The sequence below is a fragment of the Pseudonocardia parietis genome (assembly GCF_017876315.1).
In the GTDB taxonomy this organism is placed as follows: Bacteria; Actinomycetota; Actinomycetes; order Mycobacteriales; family Pseudonocardiaceae; genus Pseudonocardia; species Pseudonocardia parietis.
Map to the genome: position 1 here is coordinate 5,524,292 of NZ_JAGINU010000001.1, position 21,112 is coordinate 5,545,403.

Below are 21,112 nucleotides of genomic sequence, written 5' to 3' on the forward strand. Positions count from 1 at the left end.
CCGTTCGAGTCCGCTACCCGGGACCGACCGAGCACAGCAGGGCGACGGCGGTCGCGTCCCGGTCGGGCCGGTAGGTGTACACCGGGCAGGTAGCGGTCGTCGGCACTCCGGCGACGTCGATGTTGTCCTCCACCGCCACGAGCGCAGGACGTCGCGCTCGGGATCCGGGACACGTACATGTGCAGTGCCCGGCATCATGACGGCGCAGGACCCGGGGCACGGTGGCTGCTACGGGACCAGCCGGTAGAAGCGCCAGAAGCCGAAGTCCTCGATCGGCAGCACGTCCACAGAGGAGAAGCCGGCGCGGGTCGCCTGGTCGCGCACCGTGGACGCGCGGATCACGGTGCCGGTCGCCGCCGACGGCTGGTGCGACATCGAGTCGGGCAGGCACAGCAGCGTGCTGAAGCCGTAGAGCAGCCGCTCGACGTCGCCGGCCGGGGCGGTGAAGGTGTCCTCGGCGGCCTCGTCCATGACGATCACGACGCCGTCCGGGCGCAGCGCCCGCCGGGCCGCGGTGAGGAACTCGACCGGGTGCGGCAGGTCGTGCAGGCACTCGAAGGCGAACACAGCGTCGGCGCCGCGCTCGGGCAGGGTCACCGCGGCGTCGCCGGTGGTGAACGCGACCCGGCCGGACAGTCCGGCCGCCGCGGCGTGCTCGGTGGCGGCCGCGGTGGACGGCGGGTCGACGTCGTAGCCGTGCACGACGGCACCGGGATAGGCGCGGGCCAGCGCGATCGTCGACCAGCCCTCACCGCAGCCGAGATCGGCGATCGCCGCGCCCTCCCGGCCGAGGTGGCGGTGCAGGTCGGGTACGCCGGCGAGGGCACCGGCCAGTTCCCGCTCGTACCAGGGCCGGTTCATATCCGCCTGGCCGGTGCGCGCGTCCGGGCCGAACCGGGCCCAGCTCACCCCGCCGCCGGAGGCGTAGGCCTCGGCCAGCGCCGGCAGTTGCCCGGCGGCCGCGCCGACGAACCGGGCCAGCGGGGCCAGGAAGTTCAGGCTGGCCGTGTCGGTGAGCACCTCGGCCTCGGCCGACCCGATCCGGAACCGGCGCGGAGCGTCCGGACCGTCCGACTCGACCGTGGTGAGGATGCCCGAGGCGGCCTGCTGTTCCAACCACTCCCGGGCGTAGCGGGGGTCGGTGCCGGTGCGCCCGGCGAGCTCGTGCGGGGCCAGAGGGCCCGCGTCGGCAAGCGCGCGGTACCAGCCGAGCCTGTCACCGAGATAGACGTTGAGCACGTCGAACGCACCCAACGCCGCGGTGAGGACCCGTTCGGCGACGGCGTCCGCGCCCGTGCCTGTCTCTGCTACCTCCGCCGGTGCACCCATTCGTCACGCCTCCTGACCACCGGTCCCCGCCGCTTCCGGGCGGGGCCGCAATGGGACCGGACCGTCGAGCGCCGGCGCATCGTCAATCGAGGCGAGACCCGGCTCGGCTACTCGATCGGGCGCCGCATCTCGACGCCGGCGAGCACGGTCCCGTCCGGCAGGAGCACCGGCACCCGGTCGACGGCGGTGAAGCCGAAGGCCGCGTACAGCGGCTCACCGGGCAACGTCGCCATCAGGACCAGGTCGCGGAACCCCTCGGCGCGGGCCGCGGCCCCGCAGGCCACCACCCCACCGCCCGCCTCGTGCACGAAGTACGTGCCGTCGTCGATCAGCAGCGGATCGAGGTCGGCGATGTGGATCGCGGCGCTCGCGGTCTGCTCCGCCGTGTAGAAGCGTGGGAACAGTTCGAGCACCGATGCTCGCATGAGGGCGGCGATCGCGTCCGTGTCCCCCGGCATCGCCGGTCGCAGCAGTGGTGAGTCCATCGTCGTCGTACCCCCTGTCGTCGTGCGGTGTGCCTCCCGGCGGCGCCTCCCGCCGATGCATGACGTGGTGCACGAACGGGAACCCGGTGCGCGGAAAGACGTGGCCGTCGGCCGACATCATCGCCCCCGCAACGACGCGATCCGTACGTCGGCGAGGCGGCGCGCTCCCCGAGCACGAGAGGAGACCACGTGAGCACCGTCAAGCTCGCCGTCATCTACTACTCCGCCACCGGGACCGTCGACGCCATGGCCCGGCACGCCGCCGAGGCGGGCGAGAAGGCCGGGGCCGAGGTGCGCCTGCGCCAGGTCGCCCGCCAGGCGACCGGCGGGGAACGGGAGGCGACCGAGGCACAGGCCGCGCACGCCGAGGTCGCCCCCGCGACCGAGGCCGCCTCCGCCGACGACGTCGTCTGGGCCGACGCCGTGCTGTTCGGCTCGCCCACCCGTTACGGCAACATCGCCGGCCAGCTCAAGACCTTCCTGGACTCGCTCGGCCCGCAGTGGGGCCAGGGCCTGCTCGCCGACAAGGTCTACGCCGGCTTCACCGCCAGCCAGACCCTGCACGGCGGTCAGGAGTCCACGCTGCTCGCGCTCTACAACACGATCCACCACTTCGGCGGCATCATCGTGGCCCCCGGCTACACCGACCCGCTGAAGTTCGTCGACGGCAACCCCTACGGCGCCTCGCACGTGACCGGGGCGAACAACGACGAGCCGCTCGGCGACGCCGACATCGACGCGCTGCGTCACCTCGCGTCCCGGGTCGTGACCGTCTCGGAGCGGCTCGCGAGCTGACCGTCGCGCCGCCCGGGCATGGCGGGTGCCCGGGCGGGTAGACCACCGGCCATGACCGAGCCGAACGACTTCCCCGACGACGATCCGCGCCACCACACGACCCGGCTGCGGGGCCTGCTCGGCGAGCTGGCCGAGCACGCGCGCACCGACGTGGACAAGGTCACCGATCCGGGCGCGCAGGCCCTGTTCGCGACGGTGGCAGAGGTGTGCCGGGGCCTGGCGACCGCGGTGCAGCAGTACGAGGACCGGTCCGGGAACCGCGACGCCTGACGGGCCGCCCTGTCTCCCGGGAGCGCGGTGGGGCACCCTGGGGCCCATGAACCCCCTCTGCCCCGCGGGCCCTCTGACGTGACATCCACCGGCGGGAGCGGGGACGTCGTCTGGCGCCCCGCCACCCGTGATCCCGAGCGCGAGGCCCGCGAGCTCGAAACCGCCATCCGATCGGTGCTCGCCCGCAACCGTCGGCTGGTGGATGGCCGCATCACCGTGGTGGCCGGCGCCGAGGGGGCCGTCCGGCTCACCGGCTGGGTGCCCACGCAGGAACTGCGCCGGGAGGTCGAGCTGGCGTGCTGGACCGTGGACGGGGTGCGGACCGTGCACGACGACCTGGTCGTCGGGCGCGGTGTGACCGGCACCCGTCGTCGTTCCTGACCTGCCGCGTTCCCGACCTGCCGCGTTCCCGACCTGCCGCGTTCCTGACCTGCCGCGCCGGGTACGGCTCGCGACCAGGGCTGCGTAGCTACCCGCGCTCCCCCATGTTCGGGTCGATCGACCCGAGGCCTGCTCCCGGCGAGTGGCGGTCGATGGGCGTCTCTTCCGTGGCGGCGCCGCGGGCGTCCTGGACGGCCCGCCACACCCGCTGCGGGGTGCAGGGCATCTCGACGTCGGTGACGCCGAGGTGGCGCAGGGCATCGAGCACGCCGTTGACGATGGCCGGGGTGGAGGCGATCGTGCCCGCCTCCCCGACACCCTTGACACCCAGCGGGTTCGATGTGGCCGGGGTGACGACGGTGCCGGTGTCGAAGCCGGGCAGATCGGTGGCCGCCGGGATGGTGTAGTCGACGAACGTGCCGGTGACCAGCGTTCCCTGCTCGTCGTGGACGGCTTCCTCGAACAGGGCCTGGGCGATGCCCTGTGCCAGACCGCCGTGCACCTGCCCCTCCACGAGCAGCGGGTTGACGATGGTACCGACGTCGTCCACGCAGACGTAGCGGCGCAGCGTCACCCGCCCGGTCTCCGTGTCGACCTCCATCGCGGCCAGGTGCGTGCCGTGCGGGAAGGAGAAGTTCTCCGGGTCGAACACCGCGTCGGAGTCGAGGGAGGGCTCCATGTCGTCGGGGTAGTCGTGTGCGGTGAACGCCGCGAACGCCAGCTCCTGGATGGTCCTGCCCTTGCCGGTGCCCCGGACGGTGAACCGGCCGGCCGCGAACTCGATGTCGTCCTCGGAGGCCTCGAGCAGGTGTGCGGCCAGCTTGGTGGCCTTGGCGATCACCTTCTCCCCCGCCTTGACGACGGCGACCCCGCCGACGCTGAGCGAGCGCGACCCGTAGGTGTCGAGGCCCTTCGGTGAGATCTGGGTGTCGCCGTGCAGGATCTCGATGTCGTCGAACGGCACCCCGAGCTGGTCGGCGACGATCTGGCTGAACCCCGTCTCGTGGCCCTGCCCGTGCGGGGAGATGCCGGTGATCACCTCGACCTTTCCGGTGGGCAGCATCCGGATGGCTGCGGCCTCCCATCCGCCGGCGCCGTAGTTCAGCGAGCCGAGCAGCCGGGACGGCGCCAGCCCGCACATCTCGGTGAAGGTCGAGATGCCGATGCCGAGCTGGACCGCGTCGCCCGAACGGCGGCGCTCCTCCTGCTCGCGACGCAGGCCTGCGTAGTCGAACTGCCGCATCGCCTCGGCCGTGGCCTGTTCGTAGTTCCCCGTGTCGTAGGTCAGGCCCGCGACCGTGGTGAACGGGAACTCCTCATGGGTGATCCAGTTCTGCTGTCGCAGCTCCATCGGGTCGCGCCCGAGCTCGACGGCGAGTTCGTCGATGATCCGTTCGGCCCCGAACGTGGCCTCCGGACGGCCGGCGCCGCGGTAGGCGTCGGTGGGCACCTTGGTCGTGTAGATGTTGCGGCAGGTGAAGCGGTAGGCCGGGTACTTGTAGATCGCGTTGAACATGAACGCGCCGAGGATCGGGATGCCCGACCCGATCAGGCTGAGGTAGGCGCCCATGTCGGCGAGCAGGTGCACCTCCAGGCCGGTGACCGTGCCGTCGCGCCGGGCGGTGATCGTGATGTCCTGGATCTGGTCGCGGCCGTGGTGCGCCGCGAGCAGCGACTCCGAGCGGGTCTCGGTCCACTTGATGGGCCTGCCGAGCTTCTGCGAGACCACGATGGCGAGCATCTCCTCCGGGATGATGGAGATCTTGCCGCCGAAACCACCACCCACGTCCGGGGCGATGACGCGCAGCTTGCTCTCCGGGATACCGAGGGTGGCCGCGGTCATCGTGCGCAGGATGTGCGGGATCTGGGTCGCCGACCACATGGTGATCTGCTCGCCGCTCGTGTCGACCACGACCGAGCGCGGTTCCATGAAGGCCGGGATCACGCGTTGCTGGACGAACCGTCGCCGCACCACGATCTGCTCGGGATCGGCCTCGGCCGCGGCGATGGCATCGTCCACGCTCGTACCCGTACCGGCTGTGGCGGAGTCGAACACCCAGGTGGCGCTGACGTTCGTGCCCAGGTCCGGGTGGACCAGCACGGCACCGTCGGCCGCGGCGGCCTCCTTGTCCAGGACCGGTTCGAGCGCGTCGTAGTCGACCTCCACCAGGTCCGCGGCGTCCCGGGCGACAGCCGCCGAGCGGGCCACCACGACCACGACGCCCTCGCCGGCGAAGTGCACCGTGCCGACGGCCAGCGGTGGGCGTTGCGGCGCCTTCTGGTCCGGGGTGACCGACCACGCACAGGGCAGGCCGACCGACTCGGTGCCGAGGTCCGCCGCGGTGTAGACGCCGACGACCCCGGGTAGCGCCCTGGCCTGCGAGGCATCGATGCCGGTGATGGTGGCGTGCGCGATCGGCGATCGGACCACGTGGAGATACAGCGTGCCCCGAGGGGTGATCGAGTCGGTGTAGCGGCTGCGGCCGGTGATCAGCCGGGCGTCCTCCTTGCGGGGGCGTGCCCGTCCGACTTCGGGTCCGGCCGGTTCGGCGAACGTGGTCATGTCCGGTTACCTCCTCGAGCCACGGGACACCGTGGCGCGGTCTTCGCGGGCGACATCGAGCACCGGGTCGACCATCGGTGGGTCCACCACGGGCGGTGTCGGATCGCCGGCTGTGGCGGGTGTGGCGGGTGTGGCGCGTTCGAGGAACCGCAGCAGCTCCACCGGGAAGGGCAGCACCAGCGTCGAGTTCTTCTCCGCCGCGACTTCGACCACGGTCTGCAGCAGCCGCAGCTGCAGCGCGGCCGGGTGCTCGGCCATCACCTCGGCGGCCGCGGTCAGCTGCTGAGAGGCCTGGAGCTCGCCTTCGGCGATGATCACCCGGGAGCGGCGTTCCCGCTCGGCCTCGGCCTGGCGCGACATCGAGCGCTTCATCGACTCGGGCAACGCGACGTCCTTGATCTCCACCCGGTCGATGTGGACGCCCCAGTCCAGCGCCGGGTTGTCGATCATCAGTTCCAGGCCCTGGTTGAGGCGTTCCCGGTTCGACAGCAGGTCGTCCAGATCGCTCTTGCCGATGATCGAGCGCAACGAGGCCTGGGCGACCTGACCGATGGCGTGGACGTAGTTCTGCACCTCCACGACGACCTTCACCGGGTCGACGACCCGGAAGTAGACGACGGCGTCGACCTCGACGGTGACGTTGTCGCGGGTGATGCCGTCCTGGGCCGGAACCGGCATCGTCACGATCTGCATGTTCACCTTGTTCAACCGGTCGGCGACCGGTACCAGCACGGCCAGGCCCGGGCTCCGCGTCCTGGGCAGCACCCGGCCGAAGCGCAGCACGACACCACGCTCGTACTCGGTGATGACCCGGACCGTGGATCCGGCCAGAACCAGGACCGCGATCACAACAATCAACGCGATGATCATGTCGCCCTCCGGCGCTCCGTGCGACTACGTCGATCGAGACTCCGGTCCACGGACGAAGACCAGTTCCGCCACCGGCCGGGACACTGCGTCCCTTTCACGACACTGTGCACGCTACCACTTATATCGTGTCACGATATAAATTTAAGACATTCCAAGCGGGAAGGATCTTGCGTTTCCTGCACCTCCGACCGGAGAACTCGACCGGCCCGACCGGCGTACACTGGACGGCGCCGACGACCCCCGTCGGGCACGTCTCCATTTCTCACGCCGGTGCCCTGTTCGACCGATCACCGGCGTTCTCCGATTTCTGCTGCGGTACGGCAGTACCGCTGCGCACGACATCGTCCGCGACGAGCCACCGGCCTGCACCCAGCGGCTCCACCGCGGAGGAAGAACGGAGCGGGACCATGAACCACGCACACCAGGCCGCCCCCGCCCGGGCACCTGCAGCCGCCCCGGCACTCGGCTGTGACCAGCCGCATCGCGCGGGGGACACCGCCGGCGCCCCCGGCGCCGCCGAGACCGTGGCGAGCTCCCGGACTCCGACGCCGGACAACGGCGGGACCGTCGCCTCCGAGCGCTGGGAGACGGACGGCGGGGCGGTGTGGACCGGCTGACGCCCCCGGGTGCGACACGTCGCACCGAGCAACTATATCGTGTTACGATATAGTTTGAGGCCCGGCCCGCGAGGCACTCACGCCGGAATTCGATTCGGCCACGAGATCCCCTGACGCCTCAGCGCTTTCCGATGCCGGTGGCTCGCGAGATCGAGGAGCTGATCACCTGTGGCCACCCCCAATCCCGTTTTCGCCATCGTCGGCGCGGGTCTGGCCGGCGCCACCGCCGCACAGGCACTCCGCGCCGAGGGTTTCGACGGACGCATCGTGCTCCTCGGCGCCGAAGCGCACGCGCCCTACGAGCGCCCACCGCTGTCCAAGGGCTACCTGGACGGCAGCGCCGCCCGGGAGACGGTGTTCGTGCACCCACCGGACTGGTACTCCCGGTACCAGGTCGAGCTCCGGCCCGGTGACCCGGTGACCGAGCTCGACCGCCGCGCCCACGAGATCGTCACCCTCGGCGGAGCCCGGCTGCGCTACGACAAGCTGCTGCTGGCCACCGGAGCCCGCCCGCGCCGGCTCCACATTCCCGGAGCCGACCTGGCCGGCGTGCACTACCTGCGCACCCTCGACGACAGCGACCACATCCGGTCCGCCCTGCGCCCGGACGCCCGGGTCGTGATCATCGGCGCGGGCTGGATCGGGCTGGAGACCGCGGCCGCCGCCCGGAGCGCCGGAGCCCGCGTGAGCGTGCTCGAGCACGCCGACCTACCGCTGCTCGGTGTCCTCGGGCCCCGGATGGCCCGGGTGTTCGCCGGCCTGCACACCGACCACGGCGTCGATCTGCGCTGCGGGGTCACCGTCGCCACCATCCTGGCCCGCGCCGACGACCCGGCCTGCGCCGGCAGCGTCCTGCTCGCCGACCGTACCGAGATACCCGCCGACGTGATCATCGTCGGTGTCGGTGCCACCCCGGACGTCGAGCTCGCCCACACGGCCCGTCTCAACATCGACAACGGGATCCTGGTCGGCGCCGATCTCGGCACCTCCGATCCCGACATCACCGCCGCCGGAGACGTCGCCAACGCCTACCACCCACTGCTGTGCCGCCAGCTGCGCGTCGAGCACTGGGCCAACGCGCTCCATCAAGCACCCGTCGCGGCCAGGACGATGCTCGGAGTGGCCGCCACCTACGACCGGCTGCCCTACTTCTTCACCGACCAGTACGACCTGGGCATGGAGTACACCGGCTACACCGACCACGGCGGCGACGACCAGCTCGTGGTCCGCGGCGACCTCGACGACCGGACGTTCATCGCGTTCTGGCTCGACCGCGGCCGGCTGGTCGCCGCGATGAACGTCAACATCTGGGATGTCGCCGACCCGATCCGCGACCTGATCCGCTCCGGTGCCCAGCTCGACCCCGTCGAGCTGGCCGACCCCGACGTCGACCTGGCCCGGCTGGCCCGGCATGTGGTGGTGAACGGATGCGACGCGACGACAGGGTGTTCATGACGGTGGAAACCCCGCGCCCCGGAGTGCGGTTGCTGTGCGTGGCCGGGCGGCTCGACCGCCCGGCCGCAGCGCGTGTCCTGCGACTGGTCGGCATCCAGCTCGAGCTGATCACCGCCTCCCGCCACTCCCCCGCGTGCCTGGTGATCGATCTGGGTGAGGTGAGCAGCTTCGAGCCCGGCGGGCTGGAGTCACTGCGCCACGCCCCCTACAGCGCCGCGTGCCGCGGGGTCGCCGTGCACCTCTCCGGCTGCGTGGGCCGCACGAACCTGCTTCCCCGCCGCACCCGCGAGCTGCTGCGTGAGTTCAGTACGTTCCCGACCGCGGAGCAGGCGGTGCGGACCCTCGCCGGTGCGGCACCGTGATCCGGACGCCGGCTCAGACCGACTTCGGGTCGTCGTCGGGCTGGGACTCCTCGCCGACCCGCTGAGCCGCGACCTCCGCCACCTGCGCTCGGCGCCCCACGTGCCCCTCCGCCCGGGCGCGCTCCACGAGATGCGGGTAGTGCAGGTCGAACGCCGGGCGCTCGGACCGGATCCGGGGCAGCTCGGTGAAGTTGTGCCGCGGCGGCGGGCAGGTGGTCGCCCATTCCAACGAGTTCCCGAAGCCCCAGGGGTCGTCGTGTTCGGCGATCCGACCGAACCGGTAGCTCGCGAAGACGTTGTAGAGGAACGGCAGTGTCGAGGCGCCCAGCACGAACGCGCCGATCGAGGAGAGCATGTTCAGCGTGGTGAACCCGTCGCTGGGCAGGTAGTCGGCGTAGCGGCGCGGCATGCCCTCGTTACCGAGCCAGTGCTGGATCAGGAACGTGAGATGGAACCCGACGAAGGTCAGCCAGAAATGGACCTTGCCGAGGGTCTCGTCGAGGAACCGGCCGGTCATCTTCGGGAACCAGAAGTAGATGCCGCCGTAGGTGGCGAACACGATCGTGCCGAACAGTACGTAGTGGAAGTGCGCGACCACGAAGTAGGTGTCGGTGACGTGGTAGTCGATCGTGGGGAGTGCGAGCAGGACCCCGGTCATCCCGCCGAACAGGAAGGTGGCCACGAACCCGCAGGCGAACATCATGGGGGTCTCGAAGGTGAGCCTGCCGCGCCACATGGTGCCGATCCAGTTCACGAACTTGATCCCGGTCGGCACCGCGATCATCAAGCTGGTGGCGGCGAAGAACGCGACCAGGACCGCACCGGTGGCGTACATGTGGTGGGCCCAGACCGACGCGGACAGCACCGCGATCGCGACCGTCGCGAAGACCATTCCCTTGTAGCCGAACAACGGTTTGCGGGAGAACACCGGGATGATCTCGGAGACGATCCCGAAGAAGGGCAGCGCGACGATGTAGACCTCGGGATGGCCGAAGAACCAGAACAGGTGCTGCCAGAGGATCGCGCCGCCGTGGGCCGGGTCGAACACGTGCGCGCCGAGATGCCGGTCGGCGAGCAGACCGAACAACGCGGCGGTCAGCGGCGGGAAGGCGATGAGCACCAGGATCGAGGTGACCAGGATCGTCCAGGTGAACAGCGACATCCGGAACATCGTCATACCCGGTGCACGGAGGCAGACGATCGTGGTGATGAAGTTGACCCCACCCAGGATCGTGCCCAGCCCGGACACGATCAGGCCCGCGGCCCACAGGTCGCCGCCGACGCCGGGGGAATGGATCGCACTGGACAGCGGGGTGTAGGCGAACCAGCCGAAGTCCGCCGCGCCGCCCGGTGTGAGGAACCCCGCGACCACGATCAGCCCACCGAACAGGAACAGCCAGTAGGAGAAGGCGTTGAGCCGCGGGAAGGCGACGTCCGGCGCACCGATCTGCAGCGGGATGATGTAGTTGGCGAAGCCGAACAGCGTCGGCGTCGCGTAGAGCAGCAGCATGAGTGTGCCGTGCATGGTGAACAGCTGGTTGTACTGCTCGGTCGAGAGGAACTGCAGCTCCGGTCGCGCCAGCTCGCCGCGGATGAGCATCGCCATCGCGCCGGCGGCCATGAAGAAGGCGAACGACGTGATCAGGTAGAGGATCGCGATGTCCTTCGGATCCGTGGTGCGGAGCATTCGCAGGAAGAGCGATCCCTTGCCGGTCCGCCGCGCGTGCGGTCGCGCAGTGATCGGCTTCGGCTTCGCTGTGGTCATCCTGGCCCGCCTTCCGACCCGCGATCAGATGCTCCGCGCCGAGATGACCGTGGCTCACCGCCGCGGTGCGTGTGTCGGCCCCTCGACGCCCATCGTCGCGCAGACCGGCAGTAGAAACAACGGCGCTTGTGAAAAAGCTCGTCGCGTTGTCAGTCGTCGGCGGACGGCCGGGTCGTCGCACCCTCCGGCGGGCCGAGCCGCAGCTGTGCCACGCACAGGCCGGGCGCGACCAGCGGGTCGAGCGACACGACCTCGACCGGGGCCCGCTGTTCGGCCAGCGCGCCCTGCAGCAGCCCCAGGTGCAACCGGCACACCACGTCGGTGTGACGGGCCGCGACCTCGCCGAACGGGCAGTGCCGGAGCCGGATCTGCGGACCCTCGGCGCTCTCGGCCGGCTCGGGCCGGAAACCCCCGGAGTCGAGCATCCGCTCGAGCCGGGCGATCGCATCCGTGGCGCCGACCCGCTCGTACGGCATCGAGCGCTCGACCAGGTGACGCCCCCACGCGCGTCCGGCCTCGGTGACGGCCTGGCCCGCGTCGTCCAGGGCGGACACGAGGCCGGTGAGCATCTCGGCGAGCCAGCGGTAACCGCGGGTCTCCGGATGCGCGGCCAGGGCCCGGTAGAGCAGGCGCGGACGACCGGGCGAGCGTCGCTGCTCGGCGTCACGCTCGGCCAGGCCCTCCCGCACCAGGATGTCCAGGTGGAAGCGCGCGGTGTTGACGTGCAGGCCGGTCTGCTCGGCGACCTGCGCCGCACCGAGGGGCTCCGCCGACTCCCGCAGCCGGTCCAGCACCTCGGCGCGCCGGTCCTGGACCGGGGGCGCGGGCGCCGGGTCGATCAGGTCGTCGGTCATACCCCGAAGTGTCCTCGGCGGACGGTCGTTGAAACAAGCAGAGTCGAGGATTCTCCTGTTCTCCACAGGTTGATCGTGTTAAATGAGGCCGACCGGCTCGGACCGGTACGCGCCGCGACCGCCGGATGTGCCGGCCGGAGACCAGGAGGCCAGACGTGTCCACCCCAGCATCTCCCGATTCCACCGACGTGGAGGACGAGCTCGACGTCCGGCCGCTCCGGAAGCCGGACAAGCACCCGACGATCTTCACCACGTTCGGCGCGCTGCCGGTCGGTGGATCGTTCGTGCTGGTCAACGACCACGACCCGCGGCACCTGCGGAACGAGTTCGAGGCCGACCTCCCCGGTGGCTACGGATGGGAGTACCTGAACCGTGAGCCGCGGGACTGGCGGATCCGGATCACCAAGCTCGCATCGACCCCGCTGCCGCGGGTCCTCGCCCGCACCGACGTGCTCGGGGACGACACCGACGCCCCGGACGCGACCGGTGCGCTCTGGAAGCTCGACGTGTCCGAGCGAGACCTGGACTCGAACGTCATCGCGCTGCCCCCCGGAAAGGGCATCGCCGCGCACACCGGTCCGGACCTCGACGTCCTGGTCCACGTGCTGGCCGGTTCCGGGCAGCTGACCACCGAGCTCGGGGACCTCGAACTCGTCGCCGGTGCGCTGCTCTGGCTGCCCCGCGGGTCCCGCCGCGCGTTCACGGCCGGGCCGGACGGGCTCCGTTACCTCACCGTGCACCGGCGCCGCCAGGCGCTCGTCCTGGAGGCACCCGAGAGCAGGCCCCGCGGCTGACGGCCGGCAAACCCCCTGGCTCAGGGCCTCCCCGGCCGGGAGTCCGTGGTCCCCCGCCCCGGCCTCCCGTCACCGGGCGCGACCGATGCGCGTCAGAAGAACCCTTCGCGGGCGGCCCCGAACCGCGCGTCCGGCGGCCGTCCCAGGTCCCGGCTCACCCGCTCGGCGGCGGCGAGCACGTGCGGCAGGGCGGTCTCGACCAGACGTTCCGGGGTGGACCGGCCGGTACTGGTGGCGGAGGCGATCGCGGCGACGACGGCTCCCGAGTGGTCACGGACCGGGGCCGCCACCGCCACCAGCTCCGGGTCGAGCTCCCCGACCGACAGTGCCCAGCCGCGGGCATGGACGTCGCGCAGGATGCCGCGCAGCACCTTCGGGTCGGTGACGGTGGCGGGGGCGCAGGCGGGCAGACCGGCGCCGAGGACCTGCTCGATCGTCTCCTCCTCCGCCCAGGCCAGCAGCACGCGGCCCAGCGCGGTCGCGGTCGCCGGCACCCGGGTCCCCGGGGAGATCTCGATCCGCATGATCCGGCGCACGGACACCCGGGCGACGTAGACGGCGTCGTTGCCGTCCAGCACGGCCATCGACGCGGACTCGTCGGTCTTCTCGGCGAGCTCGGTCAGGTACGGCCGGGCGTCCTCGACGATCGAGTGGGTGGCGGTGAACCGCTGCCCGAGCGACAGCACCCGTGGGGTGAGCCGCCAGCGGTTGCCGACCGGCTCGACGTAGCCGAGGTGCTGCAGCGTCAACAGGATCCGGCGTACCGCAGGCCGGGAGAGCCCGGTCGCCGCGGCCACGTCGGAGCTGGTGGGGCGGGGATCGTCGGCGTCGAAGGCGAGCAGGACGGCGAACCCGCGCTCGATGCTCTGGATGCGGTCGCGGTCGCCGGCAGCGCCCGTCGGTTCGCTCATTGTGACGTCCTTCCTCTTGATTCTTCGCGACTCGGTCCTGACGGCACCCGTTTTCGCGGGTCCGCGGCGTTGACCTCCGCGCACACGGCCGCCACAGTGTCCGTGAACGCAGAGCGAACGCTGAGTACGCATAGCGTACAGAAGGGAGTCGATCGATGGCGATCGACCCGCGAGAGCTGCGACGGTGCCTCGGGCACTTCGCCACCGGCGTCACGGTGATCACCTGCCAGGGCGCCGACGGCGAACCGCACGGTGCGACGGTGAACGCCTTCACCGCCGTGTCGCTCGACCCGCCGCTGGTGCTGGTGTCCCTGGACCGCCGCTCGCGGCTGTGCTCGCTGGTCGAGTCCGAGCAGCGCCCGTTCACCGTCAACGTGCTCGAGGCCGCGCAGAAGGACCTCGCCCTGCACTTCGCCGGCCGCCCCGACCAGGAGATCGCGTGGCTGCCCGACAGCGCGTGCGGGGCGCCCCGTCTCGACGGGGCCCTGGCACACATCTCCTGCACCCCGTGGCAGGCCTACGACGGCGGCGACCACGTGCTCTACCTCGGTGAGGTCCAGGAGTTCCTGATCCACGAGGGCGCGCCGCTGCTGTTCCACACCGGCAGGTTCCACCACCTCGGCGACGACCACGAACCACTGCTCTGGGGCGACTGCGCCGACGGCCCCGACGGTCAGGCCTGGCTCACCCGGGCCGCTGCCACCCACTGAATCCCGAACCCCTGATCATCCGATCCCGCGCACCGTGCGGGACCCGACCCGGCACGCCCGGACGACGAAGGAGTCGACGATGACCCTGCAACAGGATTCCGTGTCCATCCCCCTCGACGACGACGGCCGCGCCACGCGGCCCATGACCGGTGACGAGTACGTCGAGAGCCTGCGCGACGGCCGGGAGGTGTTCCTCTACGGCGAGAAGGTCGACGACGTCACCACCCACCCCGCGTTCCGCAACGCGGTCCGGATGACCGCCCGGCTCTACGACTCCCTGCACGACCCGGACAAGCAGGACACGCTCACCGTCCCCACCGACACCGGCAGCAAGGGTGTCACGCACCCGTTCTTCCGGACCCCGCACTCGTCCGACGACCTGCTCAAGGACCGGGACGCGATCGCCGAGTGGGCCCGGATGACCTACGGCTTCATGGGCCGCAGCCCCGACTACAAGGCCAGCTTCCTCGGCACGCTGGGCGCCAACTCCGACTTCTACGACCCCTACGCCGCCAACGCCAAGCGCTGGTACCAGGAGTCCCAGGAGAAGGTCCTCTACTGGAACCACGCGATCATCAACCCGCCGGTCGACCGGCACCGCCCGCCGGACGAGGTCGCCGACGTGTTCATGCACGTCGAGGAGGAGAACGACAACGGCGTCGTCGTCTCCGGCGCCAAGGTCGTGGCCACCGGCTCGGCGATCACCCACTTCAACTTCCTGGCCCACTACGGCCTGCCGATCAAGAAGCGCGAGTACTCCCTGGTCTGCACCGTCCCGATGGGCGCACCGGGCATGAAGCTGATCTGCCGGCCCTCCTACGCCCAGCAGGCCAACACCATGGGCAGCCCGTTCGACTACCCGCTCTCGTCCCGGATGGACGAGAACGACACGATCTTCGTCCTGGACAAGGTGCTCATCCCCTGGGAGAACGTCTTCATCTACGGCGATGCGGAGAAGGCGTCGACGTTCTTCCCGGGCTCGGGGTTCCTGCACCGCTTCACCTTCCACGGCGTCACCCGCCTCGCGGTCAAGCTCGACTTCATCGCCGGCCTGCTGATGAAGGGCCTGGAGGTCACCGGCACCAAGGACTTCCGCGGCGTGCAGACCCGCGTCGGCGAGGTCATCGCCTGGCGCAACATGTTCTGGGCACTCTCGGACGCGATGTGTGCCAACCCCGACGAGTGGGTCGGCGGCGCGAAGCTGCCCAAGCTGGACTACGGCCTGGCCTACCGCTGGTTCATGACCATCGGCTACCCGCGGGTGCGGGAGATCATCATGCAGGACCTGGGCGCGTCGCTGATCTACCTGCCCTCGCATGCCGCGGACTTCCTGTCCCCGGAGGTGCGCCCGTACCTGGACAAGTACGTGCGGGGATCCAACGGCTACGACGCCGTGGACCGGGTCAAGCTGATGAAGTTGATCTGGGACTCGATCGGCTCGGAGTTCGGTGGGCGCCACGAGCTCTACGAGCGCAACTACTCCGGCAACCACGAGGGTGTGCGCGCCGAGCTGCTGTTCAACGCCGAGCAGTCGGGTACTGCCGGAGCGATGAAGGGCTTCGCCGAGCAGTGCCTGTCCGAGTACGACCTCAACGGCTGGACGGTTCCGGACCTGTTCAACCCGGGCGACGTGTCGGTCATCGGCCGCCGCTGACACCCGGCGGGACCTGATCGGCCCGCGGTCCCGGGGGCGCCGTCGTCACGGCGCCCCCGGGCCGCTCCCGCCCCACCTTCTCCGGGACACCACCGACCTCCGAGACCCACCGATCTCCGAGACCCCACCGACCTCCGAGACCCACCGACCTCCGAGACCCACCGATCTCCGGGACCCACCGATCGGAGCGCCACGATGACCGCGACGCTGCCCGCCGCCCCACGCCCGCGCACCGTGCCCGTCCATCGCGACACCGCGGAGGCCGGTGCCGCGACCGGCCCGTGCGTCGTCACCGTCGGGGTCTTCGACGGCATGCACCGCGGTCACCGCCGCCTGGTGGGCCAGGCCCGGGCGGTCGCCGACCGGCTCGGTCTCCCCCTGGTGCTGGTCACCTTCGATCCCCACCCCGCGCGGGTGCTCGGCATCCCCCGCGACACCGCGACGCTGAGCACCGTCGGACACCGCGCCGAGCTCGCCGCCGACGCCGGGGCCGACGCCGTCTGCGTACTGCGCTTCACCCGCGACGTCGCGCGCCGCCGGCCCGAGGAGTTCGCCCGCGAGGTGCTGGCCCGCGACCTCCGTGCCCGGGCCGTGGTGGTCGGCGCGAACTTCACCTTCGGCGCGCGGGGCGGCGGCACCGTCGACACCCTCGCCGAGCTCGGCCCCGGCCTCGGGTTCACCGCGCACGGTGTCCCGCTGCTGCAGGCCGTCGATACGCCGTGCTCGTCCACCCACGTCCGCGCGTGCCTGCGCGCCGGTGACCTGGCCGCGGCCGCACGTGCACTGGGCCGCCCGCACCGCGTCGACGGCCGGCGCTCCGGCCGCGTCGTCGCGCTCGAACCGGACACCGCGCTGCCACCGGCCGGGGACTACGCCGGGCTGGTCGACGGGCGGTCCGCCACCGTCACGCTCGACACCGCGGGAGGGCTCACGATCGACGACGCGGCGGGCCCCGACGGGCCGGTCACCGTCACCTTCCTCGACCGTCGTCACCGCACGTGATCGTCACGGCCGACGGTGCCCCGTCGTTCGTGCCGGCGGCCGTCGGATCGAGCGCGGCGCCGGGTTACGGTCGTGGCCAGGCCGGTTCGGACCGGTCACTGTGAGGGTCGTATGAGCACCGAGGTACCCGTCCCCGAACTCGCCGCCCGGCTGGCCGGGGCCGTCGCGGACCGCACCGCGATCGGCAGGCTGACCGACGAGTTCCCGGCACTCGACCTGCCCACCGCCTACCGCGTCCAACGCCATCTGCGCAGCTCGGCGGGCCCCTTGGCGGGCTGGAAACTGGGCCTCACCTCGCGGGCGAAGCAGCTCCAGGTCGACGTCGACGAGCCGATCTACGGGTTCCTGCCCGCCGGAGCCACCCTCGACCCCGGCGAGCCGCTGGACACCGGCACGCAGATCCAGCCCCGCTGCGAGCCCGAGATCGTGTTCACCCTCGGCCACGACCTCTCCGGACCGGACGTCACCGCCGCCGACGTGCTCGCGGCGACCTCCGCCGTCGCGGTCGGCATCGAGGTCCTCGACTCCCGCTACACCGGCTACCGGTTCACCACCGCGGACGTCGTGGCGGACAACACCTCGGCGTCCCGCTTCGTCATCGGTGCCCCGGTCGACCCGGCCGGAGTCGAGCTGAGGCTGGTCGGGGTCGTGCTGGAGAAGAACGGCGACGTCGTCTCGACCGCCGCCGGCGCCGCCTCGCTGGGCGATCCGGCCGCCGCGGTGGCCTGGCTGGTCCGCACGCTCGCCGCCGACGGCGAGGGCTTGGCCGCGGGGGAGATCGTGCTGTCCGGTGGGTTGACCGCCGCGGTGCCGGTCGGCCCGGGCGACGTCGTGGTGGCGACGATCGACCGGCTCGGCTCGCTCCGCCTGGACTGTCGCTAGGTCCGCGTCGCGAGCGTCACCTGGATCAACGGCATCAGTTCGTCTCCCTGCTCATCGGTGGTCGGCGGTCCGCGGTGCTGTACCCCTCCCGGCCCGACCGGCCGACGCGAGTGACACGGCGAGCACCGCGACGAGGATCAGCATGCCGCTCGGCGCCAGGACCGCCCAGGGTGCGCGTTCGACGTAGGGCAGTCCGTCGGCGAGCAGGCGCCCCCACTCGGGGCTCGGCGGCTGCGGGCCGAGGCCGAGGAAACCGAGCGAGGCGAGCGCGAGCGCCGTGCCGGGCAGCCGGAGCATCGCGTGCCGGACCAGCGGACCGGCCGCGGCCGGCAGGACGTGCACGGCGGTCGCCCGGACCGGGCCGACGCCGAGCACCGGCAGGATCCGCACGTGCGGCTGCGCCCGGATCTCCGACACCAGCGCCGCGGTGTGCGCGGCCAGCGGCGCCCAGCTGACCAGGGCGACGCCGATCGCGGCCCCGATCGCCGAGGGCCCCAGGACGGCGGCGACGACCAGCCCGGCCAGCACCGGCGGGGCGGCGTTGGCGACCTCCGCGGCCCCGGTGGACAGCCGCGGCGCCAGCCCGATCAGCACGCCCAGCACGAGCGAGAACGCGACGACCGCCAGCGCGGTTCCGGCGGTGAGCAGTGCGCCGTGCCCGACCCGGGCCAGCACGTCCCGGCCCACGGCGTCGCTACCCAGCGGCAGCGCGAGCGACGGGGCGGCGAGCCGCGGATGCGCCGAGGTGTACGGGTCGCGCAGCAACCCGGTCGCGGTGACCAGGAGCAGCAGGGCGCCGGCGGTGCCGGGCAGGACCCAGCGGTACCGGCGCACCGTCGTGAGGGCCGAGGCCACCGGGACGTCGCCGGTGCGGGCCGCGCGCCCCAGGATCAGCGTCCGGGCCAGCTGTGCGAGCGCACCGGCGACCGCGGCGACCAGCAGCAGCGCCAGCACCCCGGCCTGCAGCAGCGTCAGGTCCAGCGATGCGGCGGCGCCCAGTGTCGTGCGGCCCAGGCCGGGGATGGCGAAGACCTCCTCGACCGCGACCGCTCCCCCGGTCATGCCGACCAGCACGAGCCCGATCTGCGGGAGCACCGAGGGCAGGGCGCGCCGGAGGACCGCGGCGCCGACCCGCGGGCGGGACAGCCCCGCCGTCTGCCACGTCCCGACCCACGGCTCGCTGAACGCCGAGGCGACGGACTCGGCCAGCAACCGGCCGACCAGCCCACCGGCCGGGAGACCGAGTGCCAGCGCGGGCAGGACCGCGTACTGCGGTCCCGCCCAGCCGTAGGGCGGGAACCAGCCGAGGCCGACCGCGACGGTGACCAGCAGGACCGCGGCGAGCAGGAACTCGGGCAGCGCCGTGAGGGCGGCGGCGAGCCCGCCGCCGTTCCCGACCGTGCCCGCTCCCGCGCCGGCCAGGCCGCGCCGCAGGGCAGGGGCGAGCAGCGCCGCGGTGACGAGGACCGCCACCACCAGGGCGAACCCCATCAACGTCAGCGAGACGCCGAGCCCGGCCAGCACCGTCGGGAGAACGGGCTCCCCCGACACCCACGACGTGCCGAGGTCGCCGGTCAGCACGCCCTGCAGCCAGCGCCCGAACACGCCCCACGGCCCGGCATCGAGACCGAGGTCGGACCGGATCGACGCGAGCGCCTCCGGGGTCGCCTCCCGCTCGGCCGAGCGGGCCCGCAGGACCGCCAGCTCCGGGGACCGCTGCGACAGCCACGGCAGGATCCCGATCAGGAACACCACGCCCGCACCGGCGACCACCCGGGACACCGCACCGACCCACGCGTCCCGGGCGCGGGCGGAGCCGTCCCGGACAGGCGGCGGCGCGTCCTGGCCGGTCACCGGCCGGGCGGTGGTCACGGGGTCGCCCCCACCGTGGTGCCGCTCGTGATCAGGTCCCGCTCCCGCGGGTCGCGCGCGACCCCGTCGACCCGGGCCGACTCGCCCTGGATGACCCGCTCGTGCAGCAGCGGGATCGCCGCGTCGGTGGCGAGCACCGCCGCCTCGGCCTGCATCGTGGCCGCGCGGCGCGCGGGTCCGGTGTCGGTCCCCGCGGCCCGTTCGAGGGCCTGCTGGACTCCGGGTGCGCAGAGCTGGGAGATGTTGAACCCGCCCGCGCAGCCGAAGTCGCTGGTCATGTAGGCGACCGGGTCCCCGGAGTCGAGGACCGTGGCGCGGGAGAGCAGGAAGGCGTCGAACGCGCCGTCGAGGGCGTCGGCCTCGATGAACGCGTACTCGCGCACGTCCTGGGTCACGACGAACCCGGCGGCCTCGAGCTGCTGCTCCAGCAGCACGGCGGTCTCGGGCAGCTCGCTGCGGTCGGTGAAGGTGCCCAGCGTGATCGGCACCCCCTGCACCCGCGCCGGGGCGGGCCGGGCGGCGAGCGCCCGGGCGTAGGCGGGATCGCTCCGCAGGTCGGCGGCCCAGGGCAGCGCCGGGCCCAGCAACCCGGACGCGCTGTCCGCGCGCCCCTCGTAGGCGCCGGCGACGAGCGCGGCGCGGTCGATCGCCTCGCGCGCCGCCGCCCGGACCGCCGGGTCCGCGAACGGTCCGCGGTCGGTGTTCAGGTACAGCGTGTTCGTCCGCGGCATCGGGACCTCGTGCACCAGCTCCGGGTCCAGCAGCGGGACCTGGCCCGGCGGGATCGCCTCGACGACGTCGGCGGTCCCGGTCCGCAGCGCGGCGGCACGGGCGGTGCCGTCCGGAACGTAGGTGACGTCGATGCCCGCGACCCGGGCCGGCTCGCCCCAGTAGCCGTCGTACCGGTCCAGCGTCGCCCCGGACGTGCCCTGGACGGCCGTCAGCCGGAACGGGCCGCTGCCGTGACCGGCCGGGTCCACCCGTCCGTCGGGCCCGTACGCGGCCGGCGCCAGTAGCGACAGCTGCGGGCTGGACAGCCGCTGCGGGACCAGTGGGTCCGCCGTCGCCGTGGACACCAGCACGGCGTTGTCGCCGTCGGCCCGGGCGGTCAGCTCGACGCCGTCCAGGATGCGGGGCGGCGGGGACGCGACCGTCGCCCGGTTGAGGACGTCGGCGGCGTGCGTCGCGGTCAGCTCGGTGCCGTCGTGGAACGTCACGCCGTCGCGCAGGGTGAACCGCCAGGTCCGGGGATCCACCCGGGACCACTCGGTGGCCAGCATCGGCCGGGCGTCACCGGCCTCGTCGAGCTGGACCAGGGTCTCGGCGGTACGCCACCGCGACAGCTTGAACGCGTCGTCGCTGAACGGGGACAGGCCCGAACGCGGCGGCAGCAGCATCGCCACGCTCACCCGGTCGGTACCGCCACCGGGGCCGTTCGCCGGTGCGGCGAAGCAGCCGGTCAGCATCAGAGCGGACGCACTCAGCGCCAGTGCCGCGAGAGGTCGGCGAAATCGGGACGGGGGCACGGGTCTCCTCGGTTC

The 21,112-nt window shown here is 72.2% G+C and carries 20 protein-coding genes; 11 read left to right on the plus strand and 9 right to left on the minus strand.

Going from position 1 to position 21,112, the window contains the following annotated elements; genetic code table 11:
- Window positions 1-228 precede the first annotated feature (228 nt).
- Complete coding sequence (locus tag JOF36_RS25890) at window positions 229-1,329, minus strand: class I SAM-dependent methyltransferase (protein ID WP_210031697.1); 1,101 nt, start codon at window positions 1,327-1,329, stop codon at window positions 229-231.
- A gap of 107 nt (window positions 1,330-1,436) precedes the next feature.
- Window positions 1,437-1,814: a GNAT family N-acetyltransferase gene (locus JOF36_RS25895; protein WP_210031699.1), complete on the minus strand. Its 378-nt coding sequence runs from the start codon at window positions 1,812-1,814 to the stop codon at window positions 1,437-1,439.
- 189 nt (window positions 1,815-2,003) lie between these two features.
- Between JOF36_RS25895 and JOF36_RS25900 the strand changes: the two genes are divergently transcribed.
- The 3 genes from JOF36_RS25900 (at window position 2,004) to JOF36_RS40345 (ending at window position 3,260) form a co-directional block, all read left to right on the plus strand.
- Complete coding sequence (locus JOF36_RS25900) at window positions 2,004-2,609, plus strand: NAD(P)H-dependent oxidoreductase (protein ID WP_210031701.1); 606 nt, start codon at window positions 2,004-2,006, stop codon at window positions 2,607-2,609.
- Between the two features lie 51 nt (window positions 2,610-2,660).
- On the plus strand, window positions 2,661-2,879 hold the full coding sequence (locus JOF36_RS25905; protein ID WP_210031703.1) for a hypothetical protein: 219 nt from the start codon (window positions 2,661-2,663) through the stop codon (window positions 2,877-2,879).
- Window positions 2,880-2,957: 78 nt separating this feature from the next.
- On the plus strand, window positions 2,958-3,260 hold the full coding sequence (locus JOF36_RS40345) for a BON domain-containing protein (protein WP_210031705.1): 303 nt from the start codon (window positions 2,958-2,960) through the stop codon (window positions 3,258-3,260).
- A gap of 88 nt (window positions 3,261-3,348) precedes the next feature.
- Here JOF36_RS40345 and JOF36_RS25915 read toward each other — a convergent pair whose 3' ends face one another.
- Window positions 3,349-5,823 (minus strand): xanthine dehydrogenase family protein molybdopterin-binding subunit, encoded by a 2,475-nt coding sequence (locus tag JOF36_RS25915; protein ID WP_210031707.1) that lies wholly within the window; start codon window positions 5,821-5,823, stop codon window positions 3,349-3,351.
- Between the two features lie 6 nt (window positions 5,824-5,829).
- Entirely contained in the window at window positions 5,830-6,693 is an 864-nt protein-coding gene (locus JOF36_RS25920) for a slipin family protein (protein WP_210031710.1), read from the minus strand.
- Between the two features lie 407 nt (window positions 6,694-7,100).
- On the opposite strand from JOF36_RS25920, the gene JOF36_RS25925 reads away from it, so the two are divergent.
- The 3 genes from JOF36_RS25925 to JOF36_RS25935 all read left to right on the plus strand — a co-directional run bounded on the left by JOF36_RS25925 (window position 7,101) and on the right by JOF36_RS25935 (window position 9,127).
- Window positions 7,101-7,310 (plus strand): hypothetical protein, encoded by a 210-nt coding sequence (locus JOF36_RS25925; protein WP_210031712.1) that lies wholly within the window; start codon window positions 7,101-7,103, stop codon window positions 7,308-7,310.
- Between the two features lie 168 nt (window positions 7,311-7,478).
- Window positions 7,479-8,765: an NAD(P)/FAD-dependent oxidoreductase gene (locus JOF36_RS25930; protein ID WP_210031714.1), complete on the plus strand. Its 1,287-nt coding sequence runs from the start codon at window positions 7,479-7,481 to the stop codon at window positions 8,763-8,765.
- Entirely contained in the window at window positions 8,762-9,127 is a 366-nt protein-coding gene (locus tag JOF36_RS25935) for a hypothetical protein (protein ID WP_210031722.1), read from the plus strand. Before JOF36_RS25930 ends, JOF36_RS25935 begins: the two co-directional genes overlap by 4 nt.
- Window positions 9,128-9,140: 13 nt before the next feature.
- Here JOF36_RS25935 and ctaD read toward each other — a convergent pair whose 3' ends face one another.
- Window positions 9,141-10,892, minus strand: a complete 1,752-nt coding sequence (gene ctaD / locus JOF36_RS25940; RefSeq protein WP_210031724.1) for an aa3-type cytochrome oxidase subunit I — start codon at window positions 10,890-10,892, stop codon at window positions 9,141-9,143.
- Window positions 10,893-11,041: 149 nt separating this feature from the next.
- Window positions 11,042-11,746, minus strand: coding sequence for a helix-turn-helix transcriptional regulator (locus JOF36_RS25945; RefSeq protein WP_210031726.1), 705 nt, complete (start codon window positions 11,744-11,746; stop codon window positions 11,042-11,044).
- A gap of 155 nt (window positions 11,747-11,901) precedes the next feature.
- On the opposite strand from JOF36_RS25945, the gene JOF36_RS25950 reads away from it, so the two are divergent.
- Window positions 11,902-12,540, plus strand: a complete 639-nt coding sequence (locus JOF36_RS25950; RefSeq protein WP_307862600.1) for a DUF2249 domain-containing protein — start codon at window positions 11,902-11,904, stop codon at window positions 12,538-12,540.
- A gap of 92 nt (window positions 12,541-12,632) precedes the next feature.
- Here the strand turns inward: JOF36_RS25950 and JOF36_RS25955 are convergent, their stop codons facing one another.
- A complete protein-coding gene (locus JOF36_RS25955; RefSeq protein WP_210031730.1) occupies window positions 12,633-13,451 on the minus strand; it encodes an IclR family transcriptional regulator domain-containing protein in 819 nt (272 codons plus the stop codon).
- A 155-nt stretch (window positions 13,452-13,606) separates the two neighbouring features.
- On the opposite strand from JOF36_RS25955, the gene JOF36_RS25960 reads away from it, so the two are divergent.
- The 4 genes from JOF36_RS25960 to JOF36_RS25975 all read left to right on the plus strand — a co-directional run bounded on the left by JOF36_RS25960 (window position 13,607) and on the right by JOF36_RS25975 (window position 17,699).
- Window positions 13,607-14,161, plus strand: a complete 555-nt coding sequence (locus JOF36_RS25960; protein ID WP_210031732.1) for a flavin reductase family protein — start codon at window positions 13,607-13,609, stop codon at window positions 14,159-14,161.
- 79 nt (window positions 14,162-14,240) lie between these two features.
- Window positions 14,241-15,815, plus strand: coding sequence for a 4-hydroxyphenylacetate 3-hydroxylase family protein (locus tag JOF36_RS25965; protein ID WP_210031735.1), 1,575 nt, complete (start codon window positions 14,241-14,243; stop codon window positions 15,813-15,815).
- A gap of 195 nt (window positions 15,816-16,010) precedes the next feature.
- Complete coding sequence (locus tag JOF36_RS25970; protein ID WP_210031738.1) at window positions 16,011-16,817, plus strand: adenylyltransferase/cytidyltransferase family protein; 807 nt, start codon at window positions 16,011-16,013, stop codon at window positions 16,815-16,817.
- A 111-nt stretch (window positions 16,818-16,928) separates the two neighbouring features.
- Window positions 16,929-17,699, plus strand: coding sequence for a 2-keto-4-pentenoate hydratase (locus JOF36_RS25975; protein WP_210031751.1), 771 nt, complete (start codon window positions 16,929-16,931; stop codon window positions 17,697-17,699).
- Between the two features lie 51 nt (window positions 17,700-17,750).
- Here JOF36_RS25975 and JOF36_RS25980 read toward each other — a convergent pair whose 3' ends face one another.
- Entirely contained in the window at window positions 17,751-19,571 is a 1,821-nt protein-coding gene (locus JOF36_RS25980) for an ABC transporter permease subunit (RefSeq protein WP_307862601.1), read from the minus strand.
- On the minus strand, window positions 19,568-21,097 hold the full coding sequence (locus tag JOF36_RS25985) for an ABC transporter substrate-binding protein (protein WP_307862602.1): 1,530 nt from the start codon (window positions 21,095-21,097) through the stop codon (window positions 19,568-19,570). Before JOF36_RS25985 ends, JOF36_RS25980 begins: the two co-directional genes overlap by 4 nt.
- Window positions 21,098-21,112: the final 15 nt, after the last annotated feature.